Source organism: Micromonospora sp. NPDC000663 (assembly GCF_042898105.1).
GTDB lineage: Bacteria > Actinomycetota > Actinomycetes > Mycobacteriales > Micromonosporaceae > Micromonospora.
Genome location: NZ_JBIAYR010000002.1, coordinates 498,429 through 515,304, shown reverse-complemented (window position 1 = coordinate 515,304; position 16,876 = coordinate 498,429). Strand labels below are relative to the sequence as shown.

Here is a 16,876-nt window from a genome sequence, read left to right as displayed (position 1 = left end):
CCCTAAAGGGACAATGCCTCTTACTCTGGGCGACATGGTGTATCGGTACGAGTCCGATCAGGACGCTTTCGAGGAGTACCCGGAGACCGGGTCCGACGTGGCCGAGTTCGACGGCCCGCCCCCACCGGCCGGACCCTCTCCGTCGCGCTTCCCCGCGCCGTCGCTGCCCAGGCCGAACCAGCTCGTCCTGCCATCGACGCAGCAGCCGCCGCCGGCCCGTGCCGAGATTCCGCTGGCCGCGCCGCGCGAGCAGGTCTACAGCTCGGCGCAGCCGATCGAACAGACCACCAGGCGCGGCGGCGGCCGGCTCTGGCAGGTGGTGATCGGCGGCGCGGCCGTCCTGGTCCTGCTCGCGCTCTGCGGCCTCGGCGCCGCCGCGCTCCTGTCCGAACGCGACAAGCAGCAGCCGGAGACCAACCCGACGTACCAGCCGAACGCCGCCGCGTCCGCGCCCGCCGAACGGCAGGACCTCGACTCCCGGGACACCGACCAGGCCCCGCTCACCGCAAGGGAGGTCTTCCCCGGCAAGGAACTGAAGCTCGCCGACGGCCAGCCGCCCTACCAGGTGCTCAAGACACACTCCAGCGGCAGTTGTGCCGTCGCCGCCACCGGCGAGGTGGCCGACATGCTGGTCCGGCTCGGCTGCAACCAGGTCGTACGCGCCACCCTGCGGACCCCCGACGGCGACCACCTGGTCACCACGGGCCTGTTCAACCTCACCGACAAGGCCAGCGCCGAGCGGACCCGGGAGCGGATCCGACAGCTCCTCGACGAACGGCAGGGCCGCTTCCGGGGCCTCACCGCCGGCGACGACACGAACGTGCTGGGCACCGCACCCGCCCGGGTCGGCTGGCAGGTACGCGGCCACTACCTCGCGTACGCGCTGGTGGTCCGCGCGGACGGCGCGGCCGTCAAGGCCGGCGACCCCAGGATCCGGGAGATCCTGTTCGACGTGATCGAGCTGCATCTCAGCAAGGGCGTGCTGCAGAGGCGCGCGGACGGCGGCACGGCCGGGCAGCCGACGGCGGCGCCCACGGAGAGCAGCGGCACCCAGAGCGGCGAGACCGGCGACGGAGAGCTGCCCGGCGACTGACGGCGGCGACCGGCCCGCCCGCGGCGGTCAGCCCTCGACGGGGACCCGCAGCCGGCGGGTCAGCTCGGCGCGGCGCGCGTACTCGGCCGGGTCCTGCGGGTAACCCACCTCGACGAGGGTCAGCCCGTGCGCCGGCGCCACGGTGACCTCGCTGGACCGCTCCCGGTGGACGAGCAGACTGCCCGGCCACTGCACCGGGCGGCGGCCGTCGCCGGCCACCAGCATGGCCCCCACCAGGCTGCGCACCATGGCCTGGCAGAACGCGTCCGCCTGCACGGTGGCGACCAGGATGCCGTCCGGGTCCCGACGCCAGTCCAGCCGCGTCACCTCGCGCAGCGTCGTCGCGTTCTCCTTGCGCCGGCAGTACGCGGCGAAGTCGTGCTCCCCGACCAGGCCGGCGGCCGCGGCGTTCAGCGCGGTCAGATCCAGCGGTCGCGGCCAGGCCAGCACCTCGTGCCGCCGCAGCGGCTCCGCGCCGAACGGCGCGTCGGTCACCCGGTACTCGTAGCGCCGGAAGGTGGCCGAGAACCGGGCGTCGAACTCGGCAGGTACCTCGGTCATCGCCCGGACCCGCACATCGGTGGGGAGCAGACGGGCCAGCCGGCGCAGCAACCGTCCCTCGTGCTGCCGCCACACGTCGACGGGCAGGTCCAGGTGGCAGACCTGCCCGGTGGCGTGCACCCCCGCGTCGGTGCGGCCGGCCACTGTCAACCCGGTGGCCGTACCGGCGCCGAGGACCAGGCCCAGGGTCTCGACGAGCACCCCCGCGACGGTCCGCCGGGTCGGCTGGGCCGCCCAACCGGAGAAACCGGCGCCGTCGTACGAGACGTCCAGCCGTAGCCGGATCCGCTCGTCCACCTCGTACCTCCTGTTACGGGTCGGGCCCGACACCCCGCGAGGGGTGCCGGGCCCGACGATGCCCGAGATCAGGCCTTGTTCTCCTCGGTGGCGAGATCGCTGTCCTCGCGCGCCTCGGCGGTGTCGCCGGAAGCCGACACCGGAGCCTCGGAGTCCTGGTCGGCGTCGGCCGACTTCGGGGTCTCGTCAGCCGGGGCGAGGGCCTCGACCTTGTCCTGCTGCGCGGCCTTGCGGGCGGCGGTCTTCTTGTTCGCCTTCGGCTCGGCGACCTGAAGCTCCTCCACCAGCTCGATGATCGCCATCGGAGCGGCGTCACCCTTGCGCGGGCCGGTCTTCACGATCCGGGTGTAACCGCCGGGGCGGTTGGCGTACCGGGGCGCGATCTGGTCGAACAGGGCGTAGACGACGTCCTTGTCCTTGACGACACCCAGCACCCGACGCCGCGAGGCGAGGTCACCGCGCTTGGCCTTGGTGATGAGCTGCTCGGCCAGCGGACGCAGCCGCCGGGCCTTCGTCTCGGTGGTCTGGATCTTGCCGTGCTGGAACAGCGCGGTGGCCAGGTTGGCCAGCATCAGCCGCTCGTGCGCGGGGCTGCCGCCGAGGCGGGGGCCCTTGGTGGGCGTGGGCATTCTTGGTGCTCCTCAGTTGTGGCGGCAGCGCGGACTAGAGCTGCTCGGTCTCGCGGTAGTCGTCGGTGTCGTAGTCGGCCTCGCCGAAGGTGTCCACGACGTGCGCCGGGTCGAAGTTCGGAGCCGAGTCCTTCAGCCCGAGACCCATCCCGGCGAGCTTCATCTTGACCTCGTCGATCGACTTCTGACCGAAGTTGCGGATGTCGAGGAGGTCGGCCTCGGTACGCCCGATGAGCTCACCAACGGAGTTGATGCCCTCGCGCTTGAGGCAGTTGTAGGAGCGGACGGTGAGGTCCAGCTCCTCGATCGGCAGGGCCAGGTCCGCCGCCAGCTGGGCGTCCTGCGGGGACGGCCCGATGTCGATGCCCTCGGCGGTCTCGTCCAGCTCCCGGGCCAGACCGAACAGCTCCACAAGCGTCGAACCGGCGGAGGCCAGCGCGGTACGCGGACCCATCGACGGCTTGGTCTCGACGTCGATGATCAGCCGGTCGAAGTCGGTGCGCTGCTCGACACGGGTCGCCTCGACGCGGTAGGTCACCTTCAGCACCGGCGAGTAGATCGAGTCGACCGGGATGCGGCCGATCTCGGCGCCGGACTGCTTGTTCTGCGCGGCCGTCACGTAGCCCCGGCCCCGCTCGACGGTCAGCTCCATGTCGAGCCGGCCCTTGCCGTTGAGGGTCGCGAGCTTCAGGTCCGGGTTGTGCACCGAGACGCCGGCCGGGGGCTGGATGTCGCCCGCGGTCACGTCGCCCGGGCCCTGCTTGCGCAGGTACATGCTGACCGGCTCGTCGTGCTCGGAGCTGACGCACAGCTCCTTGATGTTCATGACGAGCTCGACCACGTCCTCCTTGACACCGGGGATCGTGGTGAACTCGTGCAGCACGCCGTCGATCTTGATCGAGGTGACGGCCGCGCCCGGGATCGACGACAGCAGCGTGCGCCGCAGCGAGTTGCCCAGGGTGTAGCCGAAGCCCGGCTCCAGCGGCTCGATGGCGAACCGCGACCGGGTCTCGTTGATCGACTCCTCGGAGAGGGAGGGTCGCTGGCTGATGAGCATCTTTTCTCTTCTCTTCCGGGACGCCCGCTATTTGACGTCCACGACACAAACTGTTCCGGTGGCCCGCCCCCGGGGGGCGGGCCACCGAACGAGCTCGGACTACTTGGAGTAGAGCTCGACGATCAGCTGCTCCTGGACCTGCGTGTCGATGACCTGCCGGGCCGGGAGGGAGTGCACGAGGATCTTCATCTGGCTGGGGATCGCCTCGAGCCACGCGGGCACGGCCCGCGAACCCGCCTGGGCCTGCGCCACGATGAACGGGGTGAGCTCCTTGCTCTTGCCCCGAACCTCGATGATGTCGTGCTCCTTGACGCGGTACGACGGGATGTCGACCTTCTTGCCGTTCACCGTGAAGTGACCGTGCTTGACCAGCTGGCGGGCCATGTCCCGCGAGTGGGCGTAGCCGGCCCGGTAAACGACGTTGTCCAGCCGCGACTCGAGGATCTGCAGGAGGACCTCACCGGTCTTGGCCTGCTTGCCGACGGCTTCCTCGTAGTAACCGCGGAACTGCTTCTCCAGCACGCCGTAGACACGGCGGGCCTTCTGCTTCTCACGGAGCTGGAGCAGGTACTCCGTCTCCTTGGTGCGGCCGCGGCCGTGCTGCCCGGGCGGGAACGGCCGGGACTCGAACGGGCACTTCGGTCCATCGCACTTGCTGCCCTTGAGGAACAGCTTCATCTTCTCCCGCCGGCAACGGCGGCAGTCAGCACCGGTGTAACGAGCCATCTCTCTCTACCTCTCAGACCCGACGACGCTTAGGCGGACGGCATCCGTTGTGCGGCTGCGGGGTGACGTCGGCGATCTGGCCGACCTCCAGCCCGACGGCCTGCAGCGAACGGATCGCGGTCTCCCGGCCGGAGCCGGGGCCCTTGACGAACACGTCGACCTTGCGCATGCCGTGCTCCATGGCCCGACGCGCGGCGGCCTCGGCGGCCAGCTGAGCGGCGAACGGAGTCGACTTGCGGGAGCCCTTGAAGCCCACCTGGCCAGCGGAGGCCCAGGAGATGACCGCACCGGTCGGGTCCGTGATGGACACGATGGTGTTGTTGAAGGTGCTCTTGATGTGCGCCTGCCCGTGGGCGACGTTCTTGCGTTCCTTGCGCCGGACCTTCTTGACAGCGGCTCCGGCACGAGCCTTCGGTGGCATAAGTCTGTGCGCTCCTAGTTGACTTTCCGGACTGGGTTGCGGCCTGGCCCACCTCGGCGGCGGCCGACCCCGTCATCCGGTTAAGAACTACTTCTTGCCGGGCTTCTTCTTGCCGGCGACGGTCCGCTTCGGGCCCTTGCGGGTCCGCGCGTTGGTCTTGGTCCGCTGGCCACGCACGGGCAGGCCCCGGCGGTGCCGGATGCCGGCGTAGCAGCCGATCTCAACCTTGCGGCGGATGTCAGCGGCGACCTCGCGGCGCAGGTCGCCTTCAACCTTGTAGTTGCCCTCGATGTGGTCGCGGAGCTGCACGAGCTCCTCGTCCGTGAGGTCCCGAGCGCGCTTGTCCGGCGAGATGCCGGTGGCGGCGAGTGTCTCCAGGGCGCGGGTGCGACCGACCCCGAAGATGTAGGTGAGCGCGATCTCCATCCGCTTCTCGCGGGGGAGGTCCACGCCGACTAGACGTGCCATGTGCGGGCGTACTCCTCGTGATGTGTGGCGGAGGTGTGGACCCGTCCCATCCCGCTACCGGCCGTCCCGTCTTTCCGACGCGGTGAGCGCCGGCGACCGGGATCGGTCGCTGCCCGAGCGGGCCCCGGCCTCCGACCGGGGGTCAGCCACGCAGGAGTACGTCTTCACGTACCGCTCGTGGCTGGGACGAGCATGTGTGATGTGTGTCGCTGGGGATCTGCCCGGACCAACGCCACCCGGCCGGTCACGGCCGGACGGGCTGAGTCAGCCCTGGCGCTGCTTGTGGCGCGGGTCGGTGCAGATGACCATGACCCGGCCGTGCCGGCGGATAACCCGGCACTTGTTGCAGATCCTCTTGACGCTCGGCTTGACCTTCACGGTTGCCTTACTTCCCATCTGGCCCGGCGACGCGGGGTACGCGAGACCGGACGTCGAAGACGGACACGGGACTTCCCGGCCGCCGTCAGGACTACTTGTAGCGGTAGACGATGCGCCCGCGGGTCAGGTCGTACGGCGAGAGTTCGACGACGACCCGGTCCTCCGGAAGGATGCGGATGTAGTGCTGCCGCATCTTGCCGCTGATGTGAGCCAGCACCTTGTGGCCGTTCGCGAGCTCCACCCGGAACATGGCGTTCGGCAGGGGCTCGATGACCCGACCCTCGATCTCAATGGCTCCGTCTTTTTTCGGCATGTCCTCCGCTGTCCTGACGTCGATTGCTCCGGGCGGCCCACAACGTCTTACACGGGAAACTGACCTTGGTCAGAAGCCCGCGCCAGCCGCGGCTCCAGGACCCACCGAAGCGCAGGGTGGGCATGCCGGAGTGGACGCTGTGCGCCGATCAGAAAGTGTACGCCCGCCTGCGGGCCGTCGCCAAACCGGCCACCCACCGCGTCGCCGTGGCGGCCGACCGCCCCCGTCCGGGGTGCCGATGATCTTGTCGGAGTGACAGACGGCGGGACGGTCAGCCGGCCGGCTCGTCCCGTTCATCCGGTTCGGCGGACCCCGGCTCCCGCCTGCGCTCCCGCTTCGCCCGCTTGCGCTGCCGCTGGCGTTCCCGCTCCACCGCTCGCCGCCGAGGCTCTCCCCCGGCCAGGCCGGTCACCGTCCGGACCACGAGCACCGCACCCCACGGCCCGGCCACCCACACCGGCCAGAAGTAGAGCAGGTCCCGACTGAGCAGCGAGGCCACCGCCCAGATGGTCACCACGACGGCGATCACCTGCAGGTACGGCAGCCACACATCGGCCAGCCAGCGGGCCGCGACGCCACCGCCCACCGGGGCGGGCTGGCCGACGCTCACCGGCGCCGCCGGGTCGACGGGCGCCACAGCCGAGCGCTCGGCGGGCGTCACCGGCGGCAGGTCGGTCAGCAGGGCGTCCAACTCGGCGTACGTGCGCGCCGCGTAGGCCCGCTGTAGGCGCTCGTCGTACTCGTGCAGGTCGAGTCGGCCCTCGCCGAGGGCGACGCGCAAGCGGTCGGCCACCGCCTCCCGGTCCGCGTCCGCGGCCCGCATCCCGTCGCGCCCGTCCATGCCGGCAAGCATGCCACCGACGCGCCAGCCGCGTCCCACCCCGGACGGGCCGTCGGTCAGGGGGCGGTTGAGACCGCTGGCTGGCGGGCGGTCACCAGGTCACCCAGGCGGGCGCGGCCTCCGTCGAAGGCGGTGAGCACCCAGACGCCGTCGGGCAGCAGGGCCATCGAGTGCTCGACGTGCGCCGCCACCGAACCGTCCCGGGTGACGACGGTCCAGCCGTCGGCCAGCTCGACCGTCCGCGGCGACGCCATGGTGATCATCGGCTCGATGGCCAGCGCCATGCCGGGCACCAGCCGTGGGCCCTTACCGGGGCGGCCATGGTTGAGCACGTGCGGATCCTGGTGCATCTCGGTGCCGATGCCGTGCCCGCCGTAGCCGTCGACGATCCCGTACCGGCCACCCTTGCGGACGGCGGTCTCCACCGCGTGGGAGATGTCGGTGAGCCGCCCCTTGCCGCTGGCGGCGCCCCGCGCGGCGGCCGCGATACCTGCCCACATCGCGTCCTCGGCCACCTCGGCCATCTTGAGCAGCGCCGGGTCGACCTCGCCGACCCCCACGGTGATCGCCGAGTCGCCGTGCCAGCCGTTCAGCACCGCGCCGCAGTCGATCGAGACGAGGTCACCCTCGGCGAGCACCTGCTTCGGCGAGGGGATGGCGTGCACGATCTGCTCGTTCACCGAGGAGCAGATCGACGCCGGGAAGCCGTGGTAGCCCTTGAACGACGGAACGGCACCCGCCTCGCGGATGGTCGACTCGGCGATGGCGTCCAGATCGGCGGTGCTCACACCGGGGGCGACTGCCTCCCGCATCCGGCGCAGCGCCTCCGCCACCACCAGCCCGGCGGCCCGCATCTTCTCGATCTGGTCAGGGGTCTTCAGCTGGATGTCCAGCTGGGGACGACGCATGGAGCGATTACCTTTCGTTGCCGAACAGCGGGGCACGTCTCGCGTACCCCGCTGTTCGCACTCTATCCGCCGTGGCCCGGCCGGACCTCAGCCCCCGTACGACCGCAGCGCGTCGATGGCCCGGGTGGTGACGTCCTCCACCGGCCCGGTGGCGTCGATCCCGACCAGCTTGCCCTGGGCGCCGTAGTAGTCGACCAGGGGCGCGGTCTTCTCGCCGTACTCGCGGAGCCGCGTGGCGATCGTCTCCGGCTTGTCGTCGTCGCGCTGGAACAGCTCGGCGCCGCACCGGTCACAGATCCCCGGACGGGTGGTGGCGTCGAACTCGACGTGCCAGATCTTGCCGCAGCCCCGGCAGGTACGCCTGCCGGAGAGCCGCCTGATCACCTCGTCGTCGTCGACGACCAGCTCCAGGACCAGGTCGAGGGCCGTGCCCAGGTCGGCGAGGAGCTTGTCCAGGGCGGCGGCCTGCGGAGTGGTCCGCGGGAAGCCGTCCAGCAGGAAGCCCTCGCTGGCGTCGGGCTCGGCCAGCCGGTCCCGGACCATGTTGATGGTGACCTCGTCCGGAACCAGTTCGCCCGCGTCCATGTACCGCTTCGCCTCGACACCGAGGGGCGTGCCCTGGGTGACGTTCGACCGGAAGATGTCCCCGGTCGAGATCTTCGGCACCGAGAGGTGTGCGGCGATGAACTCGGCCTGAGTGCCCTTGCCCGCGCCCGGCGGGCCAACCAGAACGAGTCTCATCTACCGCAGGAACCCTTCGTAGTTCCGCTGCATGAGTTGGCTCTCGATCTGCTTCACGGTCTCCAGACCGACGCCGACCATGATGAGCACAGCGGTGCCGCCGAACGGGAAGTTCTGGTACTGCTGGTTGTCCAGCCAGATGAAGAAGAAGTTCGGCAGGATCGAGATGACGCCCAGGTAGAGCGCGCCCGGCAGGGTGATCCGGCTGAGGATGAAGTCCAGGTAGTCGGCGGTCGGCTTGCCCGGGCGGATGCCCGGCACGAACCCGCCGTACTTCTTCATGTTGTCCGCGACCTCGGTCGGGTTGAACGTGATCGAGACGTAGAAGTACGTGAAGAAAATGATCATCAGGAAGTAGACCGTGATGTAGATCGGGCTACTCGGATTGACCAGGTTGTTCTGGATCCACGCCTGGGTCTTGCCCGGGTCGTTCTGGTCGAAGAACTGCAGGGCCAGCTGCGGCAGGTAGAGCAGCGACGAGCCGAAGATGACGGGGATGACACCGGCCTGGTTGACCTTCAACGGGATGTAGGTCGAGGTGCCGCCGTACATCCGCCGGCCGATCATCCGCTTGGCGTACTGCACCGGGATCCGACGCTGCGCCTGCTCGATGAACGTGACCGCGGTGATGACCACCAGCACCAGCGCGATGACCAGGGCGAACATGTCCCAGCCCTTGCTGGTCTTGATCTGCCAACCCTCGCTGGGCAGCCGCGCCGCGATCGAGGTGAAGATCAGGACGGACATGCCGTTGCCGACGCCCCGGTCGGTGATCAGCTCACCGAGCCACATGACCATGCCGGTGCCGGCGGTCATCGTCATCACCAGGATGGTCAGCGTCAGCCAGTCCGGGATGCCGGTGCCGGTCGGGATGATCGGGAACTGGTCGCACTTGTTCTGGAAGAGCTGCCCCGAACGGGCCAGGGCGACGAACGCCGAGGCCTGCAGCACACCGAGACCGAGGGTCAGGTACCGCGTGTACTGGGTGATCTTCGCCTGGCCGGCCTGGCCCTCCTTGCGGAGCTGCTCCAGGCGCGGGATCACGACGGTCAGCAGCTGCAGGATGATCGACGCCGTGATGTAGGGCATGATGCCCAGCGCGAAGACCGAGAGCTGGAGCAGCGCCCCGCCGGAGAAGAGGTTGAGCAGGTTCACCACACCTGTGGTGTCACCCTGGATGGAGTCGAGGCACTTCTGCACGTTGCCGTACGAGACGCCCGGGCTGGGGAGCGTGGCACCCAGCCGGTAGACCGCGATGATGCCTACTGTGAACAGCAGCTTCTTGCGCAGGTCAGGCGTACGGAACGCACTGAGAAAGGCGGACAGCAACTTCTTCCTCCTGCGCGAGGCGGGCCGCCGGTGATCCCTGGCGGGTCGGGGCGGATCACGGGCGAGCGCCCGCAATCCATGGCTGGGATGGGACTCTAACAGCCCTGTCCCGCTCCGGGCAGGTGTGCCCGGCTACATAAACCGATTCCGATATTACCGGGCGCACACGGCCCAGGAAGACCATGGCGTCCGTCCAGTTGCTCACAACTGGACGGACGCCATGGTCGTACGCCTTACAGCTCGGTGACGGAGCCACCGGCGGCAGCGATCTTCTCCTTGGCCGACGCGCTGAACGCGTGCGCCGACACCTGGAGCGCCACCCCGCCGAGGTCCCCGGTGCCGAGGACCTTGACCGGGTGGCCCTTGCGGACCGCACCGGCCTCGATCAGCTCCAGCGGACCAACCTGGCCGCCGTTCGGGAACAGCTCGGCGAGCCGGTCCAGGTTGACCACCTGGAAGACCACCTTGAACTTGTTCTTGAAGCCCTTCATCTTCGGCAGGCGCATGTGGATGGGCATCTGCCCACCCTCGAACGCCGCCGAGATGTTCTTACGGGCCTTGGAACCCTTGGTACCGCGACCGGCGGTCTTGCCCTTGGAACCCTCACCGCGACCCACACGGGTCTTCGCGGTCTTGGAACCGGGCGCCGGACGCAGGTGGTGAACCTTGATCGTCATTACTCGACCTCCTCGACCTTCACGAGGTGGTTGACCGTGAAGATCATGCCGCGAATCTCGGGCCGGTCCTCCTTGACCACCACGTCGTTGATCCGCTTGAGACCGAGCGAACGCAGCGAGTCACGCTGGTTCTGCTTGGTCCCGATACCGGACCGGAGCTGGGTGACCTTCAGGCGTGCCATCAGTGCGCCACCCCCGCCCGCGACGCCAGCATGGCGGCCGGCGCGACGTCCTCCACCGGCAGGCCACGACGCGCCGCGACCTGCTCGGGGGACTCGAGCCCCTTCAGGGCCGCCACGGTGGCGTGCACGATGTTGATCGGGTTCGACGAACCGAGGCTCTTGGAGAGCACGTCGTGGATCCCGGCGCACTCCAGCACGGCCCGCACCGGACCACCGGCGATGACACCCGTACCGGCCGAGGCCGGCTTGAGCAGCACCACGCCGGCGGCGTCCTCACCCGTCACCGGGTGCGGGATCGACTGGCCGATACGCGGAACCTTGAAGAAGTGCTTCTTGGCCTCCTCGACACCCTTGGCGATGGCCGCGGGCACCTCCTTGGCCTTTCCGTAGCCCACGCCGACCGTGCCGTCGCCGTCGCCCACGATCACCAGGGCGGTGAAGCTGAAGCGACGACCACCCTTCACGACCTTGGCGACGCGGTTGATCGCGACGACCCGCTCAAGGTGCGGGGTCTTCTCGACGGGCGCGTTTCCGCGGCCGCCCTCACGGCGGTTGTCGCGGCGACCACCCTCGTTGCCACCGGACCCGCCGCCACGGCGCTGTTGACCTGGCATCAGCAGCCTTCCTTATCTCTCGTGACGGGGTTGTTTAGAACTCGAGCCCGGCTTCGCGGGCGGCGTCGGCAAGCGCGGCGACACGCCCCGCGTACCGGTTGCCACCGCGGTCGAAGACGACCTTGGAGACGCCGGCGGCCTTGGCCCGCTCGGCGAGCAGGGCGCCCACCTTGCCGGCGAGGGCGCTCTTGTCGCCCTCCGTACCGCGCAGCGAGGCGTCCAGGGTCGACGCCGACGCCAGGGTGTGACCCTTGGAGTCGTCGACGATCTGGGCGACCATGTGCCGCAGCGAACGGGTGACGACCAGGCGCGGACGCTCGGCCGTACCTGTGACGTTCTTGCGGACGCGGAAGTGCCGACGCGCACGCCCAACGGCGCGCTTGGCGGCGACGCCGCGGCGGCGCTTGAGCAGCGTGGCGCTCACTTCTTACCTGCCTTTCCGGCCTTGCGGCGGATGACCTCGCCCTGGTACTTCACGCCCTTGCCCTTGTAGGGCTCCGGCGGACGGATCTTCCGGATGTTGGCGGCGACCTCACCGACCTGCTGCTTGTCGATGCCGGCCACGTGGAACAGGGTCGGCCGCTCCACCGTGAAGGTGATGCCCGCCGGGGCGGAGACGACCACCGGGTGCGAGAACCCGAGCGCGAACTCGAGGTCCGAACCCTTGGCGGTGACCCGGTAACCGGTGCCGGCGATCTCCAGGCTCTTGCGGTAGCCCTCGGTGACCCCGACGATCATGTTGGCGATCAGCGTACGGCTCAGGCCGTGGAGCTCCTTGGCCTTGCGCTCGTCGTTCGGCCGGTTGACGCTCAGCTCCCCGTTGTCCGCCCGCTCGATCGTGATCGGCTCGGCGAGGGTGTGCTGGAGCTGGCCCTTGGGGCCCTTGACCTTGACGGTCTGCCCGTCGATCGTGATGTCGACGCCGGTCGGTACCGGGATCGACTTACGTCCAATTCGCGACATTTCTACCTGTCTCCCGTTACCAGACGAAGGCGAGGACTTCCCCGCCAACACTCCGCTTGCGGGCCTGCCGGTCGGTCAGCAGCCCCTGGGACGTCGAAATGATCGCCACGCCCAGCCCACCGAGCACCCGCGGGAGCCCGTCCGACTTGGCGTACACCCGGAGACCGGGCTTGGACACGCGCTTGATGCCGGCCAGGCTCCGCTCCCGGTTCTGGCCGTACTTCAGCTCGACGACCAGTCGCTTGCCGACGGCGCCCTCCTCGGGCTCCTCGACCGACCAGGTGGCGATGTAACCCTCGGCCTTCAGGACCTCGGCGATGTTCGCCTTGATCTTGGAGTAGGGCATCTTCACCTGGTCGTGGTACGCCTGGTTGGCGTTACGCAGACGCGTGAGCATGTCTGCGATCGGGTCGGTCATCGTCATGGATTTCGTCAGCCTTTCTCGCCGGGGTTCCCGGGGCATCAGCCCCGGGCCTACGGCGAAGAGCAATACCTAATCGGTGCAGGAGTTCCCGGCTGACAGCCGGGACGCGGTCGCCCTTACCAGGAAGCCTTGGACACGCCCGGCAGCTCACCGCGGTGGGCCATCTCCCGGATGCAGACCCGGCAGAGACCGAACTTGCGGTAGACCGCCTTCGGACGCCCGCACCGCTGGCAACGGGTGTACGCGCGAACCGAGAACTTCGGCTTCGCGGCCGCCTTGATGATCAGCGCCTTCTTGGCCATCTCAGTTCTCCTTGAACGGGAAGCCCAGGAGCTTGAGCAGCGCCCGGCCCTCGTCGTCGGTCGTGGCGGTCGTGACCACCGTGATGTCCATGCCCCGCTGGCGATCGATCTTGTCCTGGTCGATCTCGTGGAACACCGACTGCTCGGTCAGACCGAACGTGTAGTTGCCGTGCCCGTCCAGCTTGCGCCCGTCGAGACCGCGGAAGTCGCGGATACGCGGCAGCGAGATGGACAGCAGCCGGTCCAGGAACTCCCACATCCGGTCACCGCGAAGGGTGACCTTCGCGCCGATCGGCATGCCCTCGCGGAGCTTGAACTGCGCGATGGACTTGGTCGCCCGCCGCACCTGCGGCTTCTGGCCGGTGATCGTGGCGAGGTCACGGACCGCGCCGTCGATCAGCTTGGCGTCGCGAGCAGCCTCGCCGACACCCATGTTGACGACGATCTTGACCAGCCGCGGCACCTGCATGGGGTTGCCGTAGCTGTGCTGCTCACGCAGCTGGGCCACGATCTCGTTGCGGTACCGCTCCTTGAGGCGCGGCATGGTCTTTTCGGTAGCCGTGGTCATCACAGGTCCTTACCGGTGCTACGCGCGATGCGGACCTTCTGGCCGTTGTCGTCGATCCGGTAACCGACGCGGGTCGGCTTGCCGTCGGAGTCCAGGACCTGCACGTTCGAGACGTGGATCGGGGCCTCCTGGGTGACGATGCCGCCGGTCTTGGCGCCACGCTGGGTGGTGCTGATGCGGGTGTGCTTCTTGACCCGGTTCACGCCCTCGACGAGGACCTTGTCCTGCCGCGGGTAGGCCGCGATGACCTTGCCCTTGGCACCCTTGTCCTTGCCGGCGATGACGACGACCGTGTCGCCCTTCTTGACCTTCACGGTCACAACACCTCCGGCGCGAGGGAAATAATCTTCATGAACCGCTTGTCCCGCAGCTCCCGGCCCACCGGGCCGAAGATGCGGGTACCGCGCGGGTCCCCACCGTCCTTGATGATGACGGCGGCGTTCTCGTCGAAGCGGATGTACGAGCCGTCCGGCCGACGCTTCTCCTTGGCGGTGCGAACGACGACGGCCTTGACGACGTCGCCCTTCTTGACACCGGCACCCGGGATCGCGTCCTTGACGGTGGCCACGATGACGTCGCCGATACTCGCGTAGCGCCGACCGGAGCCACCGAGAACCCGGATGCACAGGATCTCCCGGGCACCCGTGTTGTCGGCGACGCGCAGTCGCGACTCCTGCTGAATCACGTCTATCTCCTATGTCTGCCGGTTCTCCGGCCGCCGTGGCGGCCGGAGCCTGGCGGAACCAACGCCCGACGCAACGCCGGGCGAGCTCGAGCCTTCGCTACTTGGCCTTTTCCAGGATCTCCACGATCCGCCAACGCTTGGTGGCGCTCAGCGGCCGGGTCTCCATGATCAGGACCCGGTCGCCGGTGCCGGCGGCGTTCTGCTCGTCGTGCACCTTCAGCTTGCTCGTACGGCGCATGATCTTGCCGTAGAGAGCGTGCCGAACCCGGTCCTCGACCTCGACCACGACGGTCTTGTCCATCTTGTCGCTGACCACCAGGCCCTCACGGACCTTGCGGCGGGACCGCGCGGCGGCGGTGGCGGTGTCTTCGGTCATGATGCAGTCACCTCAGTCGGCGCGGCCGAGAGCCCCAGCTCGCGCTCGCGCATGATCGTGTAGATCCGGGCGATCTCCCGACGGATGACCTGCAGCCGCCGGTTGTTGTCCAGCTGCCCGGTTGCGGCCTGCACGCGGAGGTTGAACAGCTCCGCCTTGGCCTCCCGCAGCTTCGTGACCAGCTCCTCCTCGGAGAGCTCACGCAGCTCGGTCGCCTTAACGCCCGCTGCCATCAGGATTCACCCACTTCGCGCGTAACAATGCGGCACTTCATCGGGAGCTTGTGGATCGCGCGACGCATGGCCTCTCGCGCGATCTGCTCGTTGGGGAAGGACATCTCGAAGAGAATCCGACCCGGCTTGACGTTGGAGACCCACCACTCCGGCGAACCCTTACCGGAACCCATCCGGGTCTCGGCAGGCTTCTTGGTGAGGGCCTGGTCCGGGAAGATCGTGATCCAGACCTTGCCGCCACGCTTGATGTGACGGGTCATCGCGATACGCGCCGACTCGATCTGGCGGTTGGTCACGTACGCCGGCTCGAGAGCCTGGATCCCGAACTCGCCGAACACCACCCGGTTACCACCCTTGGACGCGCCACTGCGGTCCGGGTGGTGCGGCTTGCGGAAGCCCTTCGGGGGCTTGCGCGGCATCAGCATCTGTCAGCCCTCCTGCTGCGTTTCTGCCGGAGCAGCCGCGGCGGCGACAGCAGCGCTGTCCACCGGCTCGCCGCTCGGCGTCTCGGCCTGCTGCGCGATGGTGGTCGCAGCAGCCCGGCCGGCCTCGGTGCCGCCAGCCGTGGTGCCGGACGAACCCGACCGGCCACGGCGCGGACGCTCGGGACGGTCGCCGCGCTCACCACGACGCGGGCGGGACGGACCGGCCTCGGCCGGAGCCTCCCGGCCCGGGACGGCGTCGCCCTTGTAGATCCAGACCTTCACACCGATCCGGCCGAACGTCGTACGGGCCTCGAAGAAGCCGTACTCGATGTTGGCCCGCAGCGTGTGCAGCGGAACCCGGCCCTCGCGGTAGAACTCGGTCCGGCTCATCTCGGCGCCGCCGAGGCGACCCGAGACCTGAACCCGGATGCCCTTGCAGACCGGGTTCTTCATCGCCGACTGCATGGCCTTGCGCATCGCCCGACGGAAGCTGACCCGGCTGGACAGCTGCTCGGCCACGCCCTGCGCGACGAGCTGAGCGTCCGACTCGGGGTTCTTCACCTCGATGATGTTCAGCTGGACCTGCTTGCCGGTGAGCTTCTCCAGCTCGCCGCGGATCCGGTCGGCCTCCGCACCCTTACGGCCGATGACGATGCCCGGCCGGGCGGTGTGGATGTCGACCCGGACCCGGTCGCGGGTGCGCTCGATGTCGACCTTGGAAATCCCGGCGCGCTCCAGGCCCTTGGACATCATGCGGCGGATCTTGACATCCTCGCCGATGTAGTCCTTGTAGAGCTTGTCCGCGAACCAGCGGGACTTCCAGTCGGTCGAGATGCCGAGCCGGAACCCAGTGGGGTGAACCTTCTGACCCATTACTCGGCGCCCTCCGTCTTGCTCTGCGCTTCGGCCGGTGCGGCCTCCGTGGCCGGAGCGGCCTTCTTGGCCGCGGCCTTCCTCGGCGCTGCCGGCGCGACCGCCTCGACCGCCACGGTGATGTGACAGGTCCGCTTGCGGATCCGGTACGCCCGACCCTGCGCCCGAGGCTGGAACCGCTTCATCGTCGGGCCCTCGTCCACGAACGCCTCGCTGACGAGCAGCGCGTCGGGGTCCAGCCGCTCGTTGTTCTCCGCGTTGGCGATCGCGCTAGCGAGCACCTTGTACACCTGCTCGCTCGCAGCCTGCGGCGCGAACTGCAGCACCGTGAGCGCCTCCTTCGCGGGCAGGCCGCGGACGAGGTTGACCACCCGGCGCGCCTTCATCGGCGAGATGCGCACGTGCCGCGCAACCGCCCGCGCGCCCGGAAGCACCGGAGCGTCGCCCTTTCCTGGCATCGCTGTAACCCCTTGTTCCCTCTATCCGTATGCCCGCGGCGTCAGCGCCGACGGCTCTTCCGGTCGTCCTTCTCGTGACCCTTGAACGTGCGGGTCAGCGCGAACTCGCCGAGCTTGTGCCCGACCATCGCCTCGGTCACGAACACCGGGACGTGCTTGCGTCCGTCGTGCACGGCGATCGTGTGCCCGAGCATCTCGGGGATGATCGTCGAGCGCCGCGACCAGGTCTTGATCACGTTCTTGGAGCCCTTGTCGTTCTGCACTTCCACCTTCTTGAGCAGGTGGTCGTCTACGAACGGGCCCTTCTTCAGGCTGCGAGGCATGTCTTATCTCC

The 16,876-nt window shown here is 68.8% G+C and carries 29 protein-coding genes; 1 reads left to right on the top strand and 28 read right to left on the bottom strand.

Annotated elements, in window-relative coordinates; genetic code table 11:
• Nucleotides 1-34: 34 nt before the first annotated feature.
• Nucleotides 35-1,093: a hypothetical protein gene (locus tag ACFY1S_RS11140; RefSeq protein WP_387115481.1), complete on the top strand. Its 1,059-nt coding sequence runs from the start codon at nucleotides 35-37 to the stop codon at nucleotides 1,091-1,093.
• Between the two features lie 27 nt (nucleotides 1,094-1,120).
• On the opposite strand, the gene truA is transcribed toward ACFY1S_RS11140, so the two are convergent.
• From truA to rpsS, 28 genes are all read right to left on the bottom strand, one after another.
• Complete coding sequence (gene truA / locus ACFY1S_RS11135) at nucleotides 1,121-1,951, bottom strand: tRNA pseudouridine(38-40) synthase TruA (protein WP_387115478.1); 831 nt, start codon at nucleotides 1,949-1,951, stop codon at nucleotides 1,121-1,123.
• Nucleotides 1,952-2,019: 68 nt separating this feature from the next.
• On the bottom strand, nucleotides 2,020-2,580 hold the full coding sequence (gene rplQ / locus ACFY1S_RS11130) for a 50S ribosomal protein L17 (RefSeq protein WP_357986649.1): 561 nt from the start codon (nucleotides 2,578-2,580) through the stop codon (nucleotides 2,020-2,022).
• Nucleotides 2,581-2,614: 34 nt separating this feature from the next.
• The gene (locus ACFY1S_RS11125) at nucleotides 2,615-3,637 is read right to left on the bottom strand and encodes a DNA-directed RNA polymerase subunit alpha (RefSeq protein ID WP_007465227.1); all 1,023 of its coding nucleotides are present in this window, start codon (nucleotides 3,635-3,637) and stop codon (nucleotides 2,615-2,617) included.
• Between the two features lie 99 nt (nucleotides 3,638-3,736).
• Nucleotides 3,737-4,363 (bottom strand): 30S ribosomal protein S4, encoded by a 627-nt coding sequence (gene rpsD, locus ACFY1S_RS11120; protein ID WP_089018952.1) that lies wholly within the window; start codon nucleotides 4,361-4,363, stop codon nucleotides 3,737-3,739.
• A gap of 13 nt (nucleotides 4,364-4,376) precedes the next feature.
• Nucleotides 4,377-4,784, bottom strand: coding sequence for a 30S ribosomal protein S11 (gene rpsK / locus ACFY1S_RS11115; protein WP_030329919.1), 408 nt, complete (start codon nucleotides 4,782-4,784; stop codon nucleotides 4,377-4,379).
• An 87-nt stretch (nucleotides 4,785-4,871) separates the two neighbouring features.
• Nucleotides 4,872-5,252 (bottom strand): 30S ribosomal protein S13, encoded by a 381-nt coding sequence (gene rpsM, locus ACFY1S_RS11110; RefSeq protein WP_007465236.1) that lies wholly within the window; start codon nucleotides 5,250-5,252, stop codon nucleotides 4,872-4,874.
• Between the two features lie 264 nt (nucleotides 5,253-5,516).
• Nucleotides 5,517-5,630, bottom strand: coding sequence for a 50S ribosomal protein L36 (rpmJ, locus tag ACFY1S_RS11105; RefSeq protein ID WP_012184307.1), 114 nt, complete (start codon nucleotides 5,628-5,630; stop codon nucleotides 5,517-5,519).
• A 91-nt stretch (nucleotides 5,631-5,721) separates the two neighbouring features.
• Nucleotides 5,722-5,943 carry a translation initiation factor IF-1 gene (gene infA, locus ACFY1S_RS11100; protein ID WP_007073013.1) on the bottom strand — a complete coding sequence of 74 codons (222 nt, stop codon included), beginning with the start codon at nucleotides 5,941-5,943 and terminating at the stop codon, nucleotides 5,722-5,724.
• A 271-nt stretch (nucleotides 5,944-6,214) separates the two neighbouring features.
• Nucleotides 6,215-6,784, bottom strand: a complete 570-nt coding sequence (locus ACFY1S_RS11095; protein WP_387115474.1) for a DUF1707 domain-containing protein — start codon at nucleotides 6,782-6,784, stop codon at nucleotides 6,215-6,217.
• Between the two features lie 56 nt (nucleotides 6,785-6,840).
• Nucleotides 6,841-7,692, bottom strand: a complete 852-nt coding sequence (gene map / locus ACFY1S_RS11090; protein WP_387115470.1) for a type I methionyl aminopeptidase — start codon at nucleotides 7,690-7,692, stop codon at nucleotides 6,841-6,843.
• Nucleotides 7,693-7,779: 87 nt separating this feature from the next.
• Complete coding sequence (locus ACFY1S_RS11085) at nucleotides 7,780-8,433, bottom strand: adenylate kinase (RefSeq protein ID WP_282264468.1); 654 nt, start codon at nucleotides 8,431-8,433, stop codon at nucleotides 7,780-7,782.
• A complete protein-coding gene (gene secY, locus ACFY1S_RS11080) occupies nucleotides 8,434-9,762 on the bottom strand; it encodes a preprotein translocase subunit SecY (RefSeq protein ID WP_357986640.1) in 1,329 nt (442 codons plus the stop codon).
• 233 nt (nucleotides 9,763-9,995) lie between these two features.
• A complete protein-coding gene (gene rplO / locus ACFY1S_RS11075) occupies nucleotides 9,996-10,439 on the bottom strand; it encodes a 50S ribosomal protein L15 (protein ID WP_357986637.1) in 444 nt (147 codons plus the stop codon).
• Nucleotides 10,439-10,621: a 50S ribosomal protein L30 gene (rpmD, locus tag ACFY1S_RS11070; RefSeq protein ID WP_030329904.1), complete on the bottom strand. Its 183-nt coding sequence runs from the start codon at nucleotides 10,619-10,621 to the stop codon at nucleotides 10,439-10,441. Before rpmD ends, rplO begins: the two co-directional genes overlap by 1 nt.
• Nucleotides 10,621-11,235 carry a 30S ribosomal protein S5 gene (gene rpsE / locus ACFY1S_RS11065; protein ID WP_074314587.1) on the bottom strand — a complete coding sequence of 205 codons (615 nt, stop codon included), beginning with the start codon at nucleotides 11,233-11,235 and terminating at the stop codon, nucleotides 10,621-10,623. The genes rpmD and rpsE overlap by 1 nt, the downstream gene beginning before the upstream one ends.
• 34 nt (nucleotides 11,236-11,269) lie before the next feature.
• Nucleotides 11,270-11,659, bottom strand: coding sequence for a 50S ribosomal protein L18 (rplR, locus tag ACFY1S_RS11060; RefSeq protein WP_139585972.1), 390 nt, complete (start codon nucleotides 11,657-11,659; stop codon nucleotides 11,270-11,272).
• Nucleotides 11,656-12,198, bottom strand: a complete 543-nt coding sequence (gene rplF, locus ACFY1S_RS11055) for a 50S ribosomal protein L6 (RefSeq protein WP_364375594.1) — start codon at nucleotides 12,196-12,198, stop codon at nucleotides 11,656-11,658. The genes rplR and rplF overlap by 4 nt, the downstream gene beginning before the upstream one ends.
• A gap of 16 nt (nucleotides 12,199-12,214) precedes the next feature.
• The gene (rpsH, locus tag ACFY1S_RS11050; protein ID WP_007465270.1) at nucleotides 12,215-12,622 is read right to left on the bottom strand and encodes a 30S ribosomal protein S8; all 408 of its coding nucleotides are present in this window, start codon (nucleotides 12,620-12,622) and stop codon (nucleotides 12,215-12,217) included.
• A gap of 116 nt (nucleotides 12,623-12,738) precedes the next feature.
• Nucleotides 12,739-12,924 carry a type Z 30S ribosomal protein S14 gene (locus ACFY1S_RS11045; RefSeq protein WP_007465272.1) on the bottom strand — a complete coding sequence of 62 codons (186 nt, stop codon included), beginning with the start codon at nucleotides 12,922-12,924 and terminating at the stop codon, nucleotides 12,739-12,741.
• 1 nt (nucleotide 12,925) lies between these two features.
• The gene (gene rplE, locus ACFY1S_RS11040) at nucleotides 12,926-13,492 is read right to left on the bottom strand and encodes a 50S ribosomal protein L5 (RefSeq protein ID WP_364375599.1); all 567 of its coding nucleotides are present in this window, start codon (nucleotides 13,490-13,492) and stop codon (nucleotides 12,926-12,928) included.
• Nucleotides 13,492-13,812 carry a 50S ribosomal protein L24 gene (gene rplX, locus ACFY1S_RS11035; RefSeq protein WP_007465276.1) on the bottom strand — a complete coding sequence of 107 codons (321 nt, stop codon included), beginning with the start codon at nucleotides 13,810-13,812 and terminating at the stop codon, nucleotides 13,492-13,494. The genes rplE and rplX overlap by 1 nt, the downstream gene beginning before the upstream one ends.
• Entirely contained in the window at nucleotides 13,809-14,177 is a 369-nt protein-coding gene (gene rplN, locus ACFY1S_RS11030; protein ID WP_007073026.1) for a 50S ribosomal protein L14, read from the bottom strand. Before rplN ends, rplX begins: the two co-directional genes overlap by 4 nt.
• A gap of 97 nt (nucleotides 14,178-14,274) precedes the next feature.
• Nucleotides 14,275-14,553, bottom strand: coding sequence for a 30S ribosomal protein S17 (gene rpsQ / locus ACFY1S_RS11025; protein WP_109817183.1), 279 nt, complete (start codon nucleotides 14,551-14,553; stop codon nucleotides 14,275-14,277).
• Nucleotides 14,550-14,786: a 50S ribosomal protein L29 gene (rpmC, locus tag ACFY1S_RS11020; protein ID WP_007465283.1), complete on the bottom strand. Its 237-nt coding sequence runs from the start codon at nucleotides 14,784-14,786 to the stop codon at nucleotides 14,550-14,552. Before rpmC ends, rpsQ begins: the two co-directional genes overlap by 4 nt.
• Nucleotides 14,786-15,211: a 50S ribosomal protein L16 gene (rplP, locus tag ACFY1S_RS11015; protein WP_121653126.1), complete on the bottom strand. Its 426-nt coding sequence runs from the start codon at nucleotides 15,209-15,211 to the stop codon at nucleotides 14,786-14,788. Before rplP ends, rpmC begins: the two co-directional genes overlap by 1 nt.
• A 3-nt stretch (nucleotides 15,212-15,214) precedes the next feature.
• A complete protein-coding gene (rpsC, locus tag ACFY1S_RS11010; RefSeq protein WP_007465294.1) occupies nucleotides 15,215-16,084 on the bottom strand; it encodes a 30S ribosomal protein S3 in 870 nt (289 codons plus the stop codon).
• The gene (gene rplV / locus ACFY1S_RS11005; protein ID WP_139585967.1) at nucleotides 16,084-16,542 is read right to left on the bottom strand and encodes a 50S ribosomal protein L22; all 459 of its coding nucleotides are present in this window, start codon (nucleotides 16,540-16,542) and stop codon (nucleotides 16,084-16,086) included. The genes rpsC and rplV overlap by 1 nt, the downstream gene beginning before the upstream one ends.
• 41 nt (nucleotides 16,543-16,583) lie before the next feature.
• Nucleotides 16,584-16,865, bottom strand: coding sequence for a 30S ribosomal protein S19 (gene rpsS, locus ACFY1S_RS11000; RefSeq protein WP_007465299.1), 282 nt, complete (start codon nucleotides 16,863-16,865; stop codon nucleotides 16,584-16,586).
• Between the last annotated feature and the right edge of the window lie 11 nt (nucleotides 16,866-16,876).

What these genes read in the sequence shown, in the direction of transcription:
- rpsQ (WP_109817183.1), bottom strand. Translation starts at nt 14,553, where the DNA reads ATGACCGAAGACACCGCCACCGCCGCCGCGCGGTCCCGCCGCAAGGTC.
- rplF (WP_364375594.1), bottom strand. Translation starts at nt 12,198, where the DNA reads ATGTCGCGAATTGGACGTAAGTCGATCCCGGTACCGACCGGCGTCGAC.
- rpsK (WP_030329919.1), bottom strand. Translation starts at nt 4,784, where the DNA reads ATGCCACCGAAGGCTCGTGCCGGAGCCGCTGTCAAGAAGGTCCGGCGC.
- rpsC (WP_007465294.1), bottom strand. Translation starts at nt 16,084, where the DNA reads ATGGGTCAGAAGGTTCACCCCACTGGGTTCCGGCTCGGCATCTCGACC.
- rplE (WP_364375599.1), bottom strand. Translation starts at nt 13,492, where the DNA reads ATGACCACGGCTACCGAAAAGACCATGCCGCGCCTCAAGGAGCGGTAC.
- rpmC (WP_007465283.1), bottom strand. Translation starts at nt 14,786, where the DNA reads ATGGCAGCGGGCGTTAAGGCGACCGAGCTGCGTGAGCTCTCCGAGGAG.
- ACFY1S_RS11045 (WP_007465272.1), bottom strand. Translation starts at nt 12,924, where the DNA reads ATGGCCAAGAAGGCGCTGATCATCAAGGCGGCCGCGAAGCCGAAGTTC.
- infA (WP_007073013.1), bottom strand. Translation starts at nt 5,943, where the DNA reads ATGCCGAAAAAAGACGGAGCCATTGAGATCGAGGGTCGGGTCATCGAG.
- ACFY1S_RS11085 (WP_282264468.1), bottom strand. Translation starts at nt 8,433, where the DNA reads ATGAGACTCGTTCTGGTTGGCCCGCCGGGCGCGGGCAAGGGCACTCAG.
- rpsM (WP_007465236.1), bottom strand. Translation starts at nt 5,252, where the DNA reads ATGGCACGTCTAGTCGGCGTGGACCTCCCCCGCGAGAAGCGGATGGAG.
- ACFY1S_RS11140 (WP_387115481.1), top strand. Translation starts at nt 35, where the DNA reads ATGGTGTATCGGTACGAGTCCGATCAGGACGCTTTCGAGGAGTACCCG.
- ACFY1S_RS11125 (WP_007465227.1), bottom strand. Translation starts at nt 3,637, where the DNA reads ATGCTCATCAGCCAGCGACCCTCCCTCTCCGAGGAGTCGATCAACGAG.
- rpsH (WP_007465270.1), bottom strand. Translation starts at nt 12,622, where the DNA reads ATGACGATGACCGACCCGATCGCAGACATGCTCACGCGTCTGCGTAAC.
- rplP (WP_121653126.1), bottom strand. Translation starts at nt 15,211, where the DNA reads ATGCTGATGCCGCGCAAGCCCCCGAAGGGCTTCCGCAAGCCGCACCAC.
- rplV (WP_139585967.1), bottom strand. Translation starts at nt 16,542, where the DNA reads ATGCCAGGAAAGGGCGACGCTCCGGTGCTTCCGGGCGCGCGGGCGGTT.
- map (WP_387115470.1), bottom strand. Translation starts at nt 7,692, where the DNA reads ATGCGTCGTCCCCAGCTGGACATCCAGCTGAAGACCCCTGACCAGATC.
- rpsE (WP_074314587.1), bottom strand. Translation starts at nt 11,235, where the DNA reads ATGCCAGGTCAACAGCGCCGTGGCGGCGGGTCCGGTGGCAACGAGGGT.
- rpsD (WP_089018952.1), bottom strand. Translation starts at nt 4,363, where the DNA reads ATGGCTCGTTACACCGGTGCTGACTGCCGCCGTTGCCGGCGGGAGAAG.
- rplQ (WP_357986649.1), bottom strand. Translation starts at nt 2,580, where the DNA reads ATGCCCACGCCCACCAAGGGCCCCCGCCTCGGCGGCAGCCCCGCGCAC.
- rpsS (WP_007465299.1), bottom strand. Translation starts at nt 16,865, where the DNA reads ATGCCTCGCAGCCTGAAGAAGGGCCCGTTCGTAGACGACCACCTGCTC.
- ACFY1S_RS11095 (WP_387115474.1), bottom strand. Translation starts at nt 6,784, where the DNA reads ATGGACGGGCGCGACGGGATGCGGGCCGCGGACGCGGACCGGGAGGCG.
- rpmD (WP_030329904.1), bottom strand. Translation starts at nt 10,621, where the DNA reads ATGGCACGCCTGAAGGTCACCCAGCTCCGGTCCGGTATCGGGACCAAG.
- rplO (WP_357986637.1), bottom strand. Translation starts at nt 10,439, where the DNA reads ATGACGATCAAGGTTCACCACCTGCGTCCGGCGCCCGGTTCCAAGACC.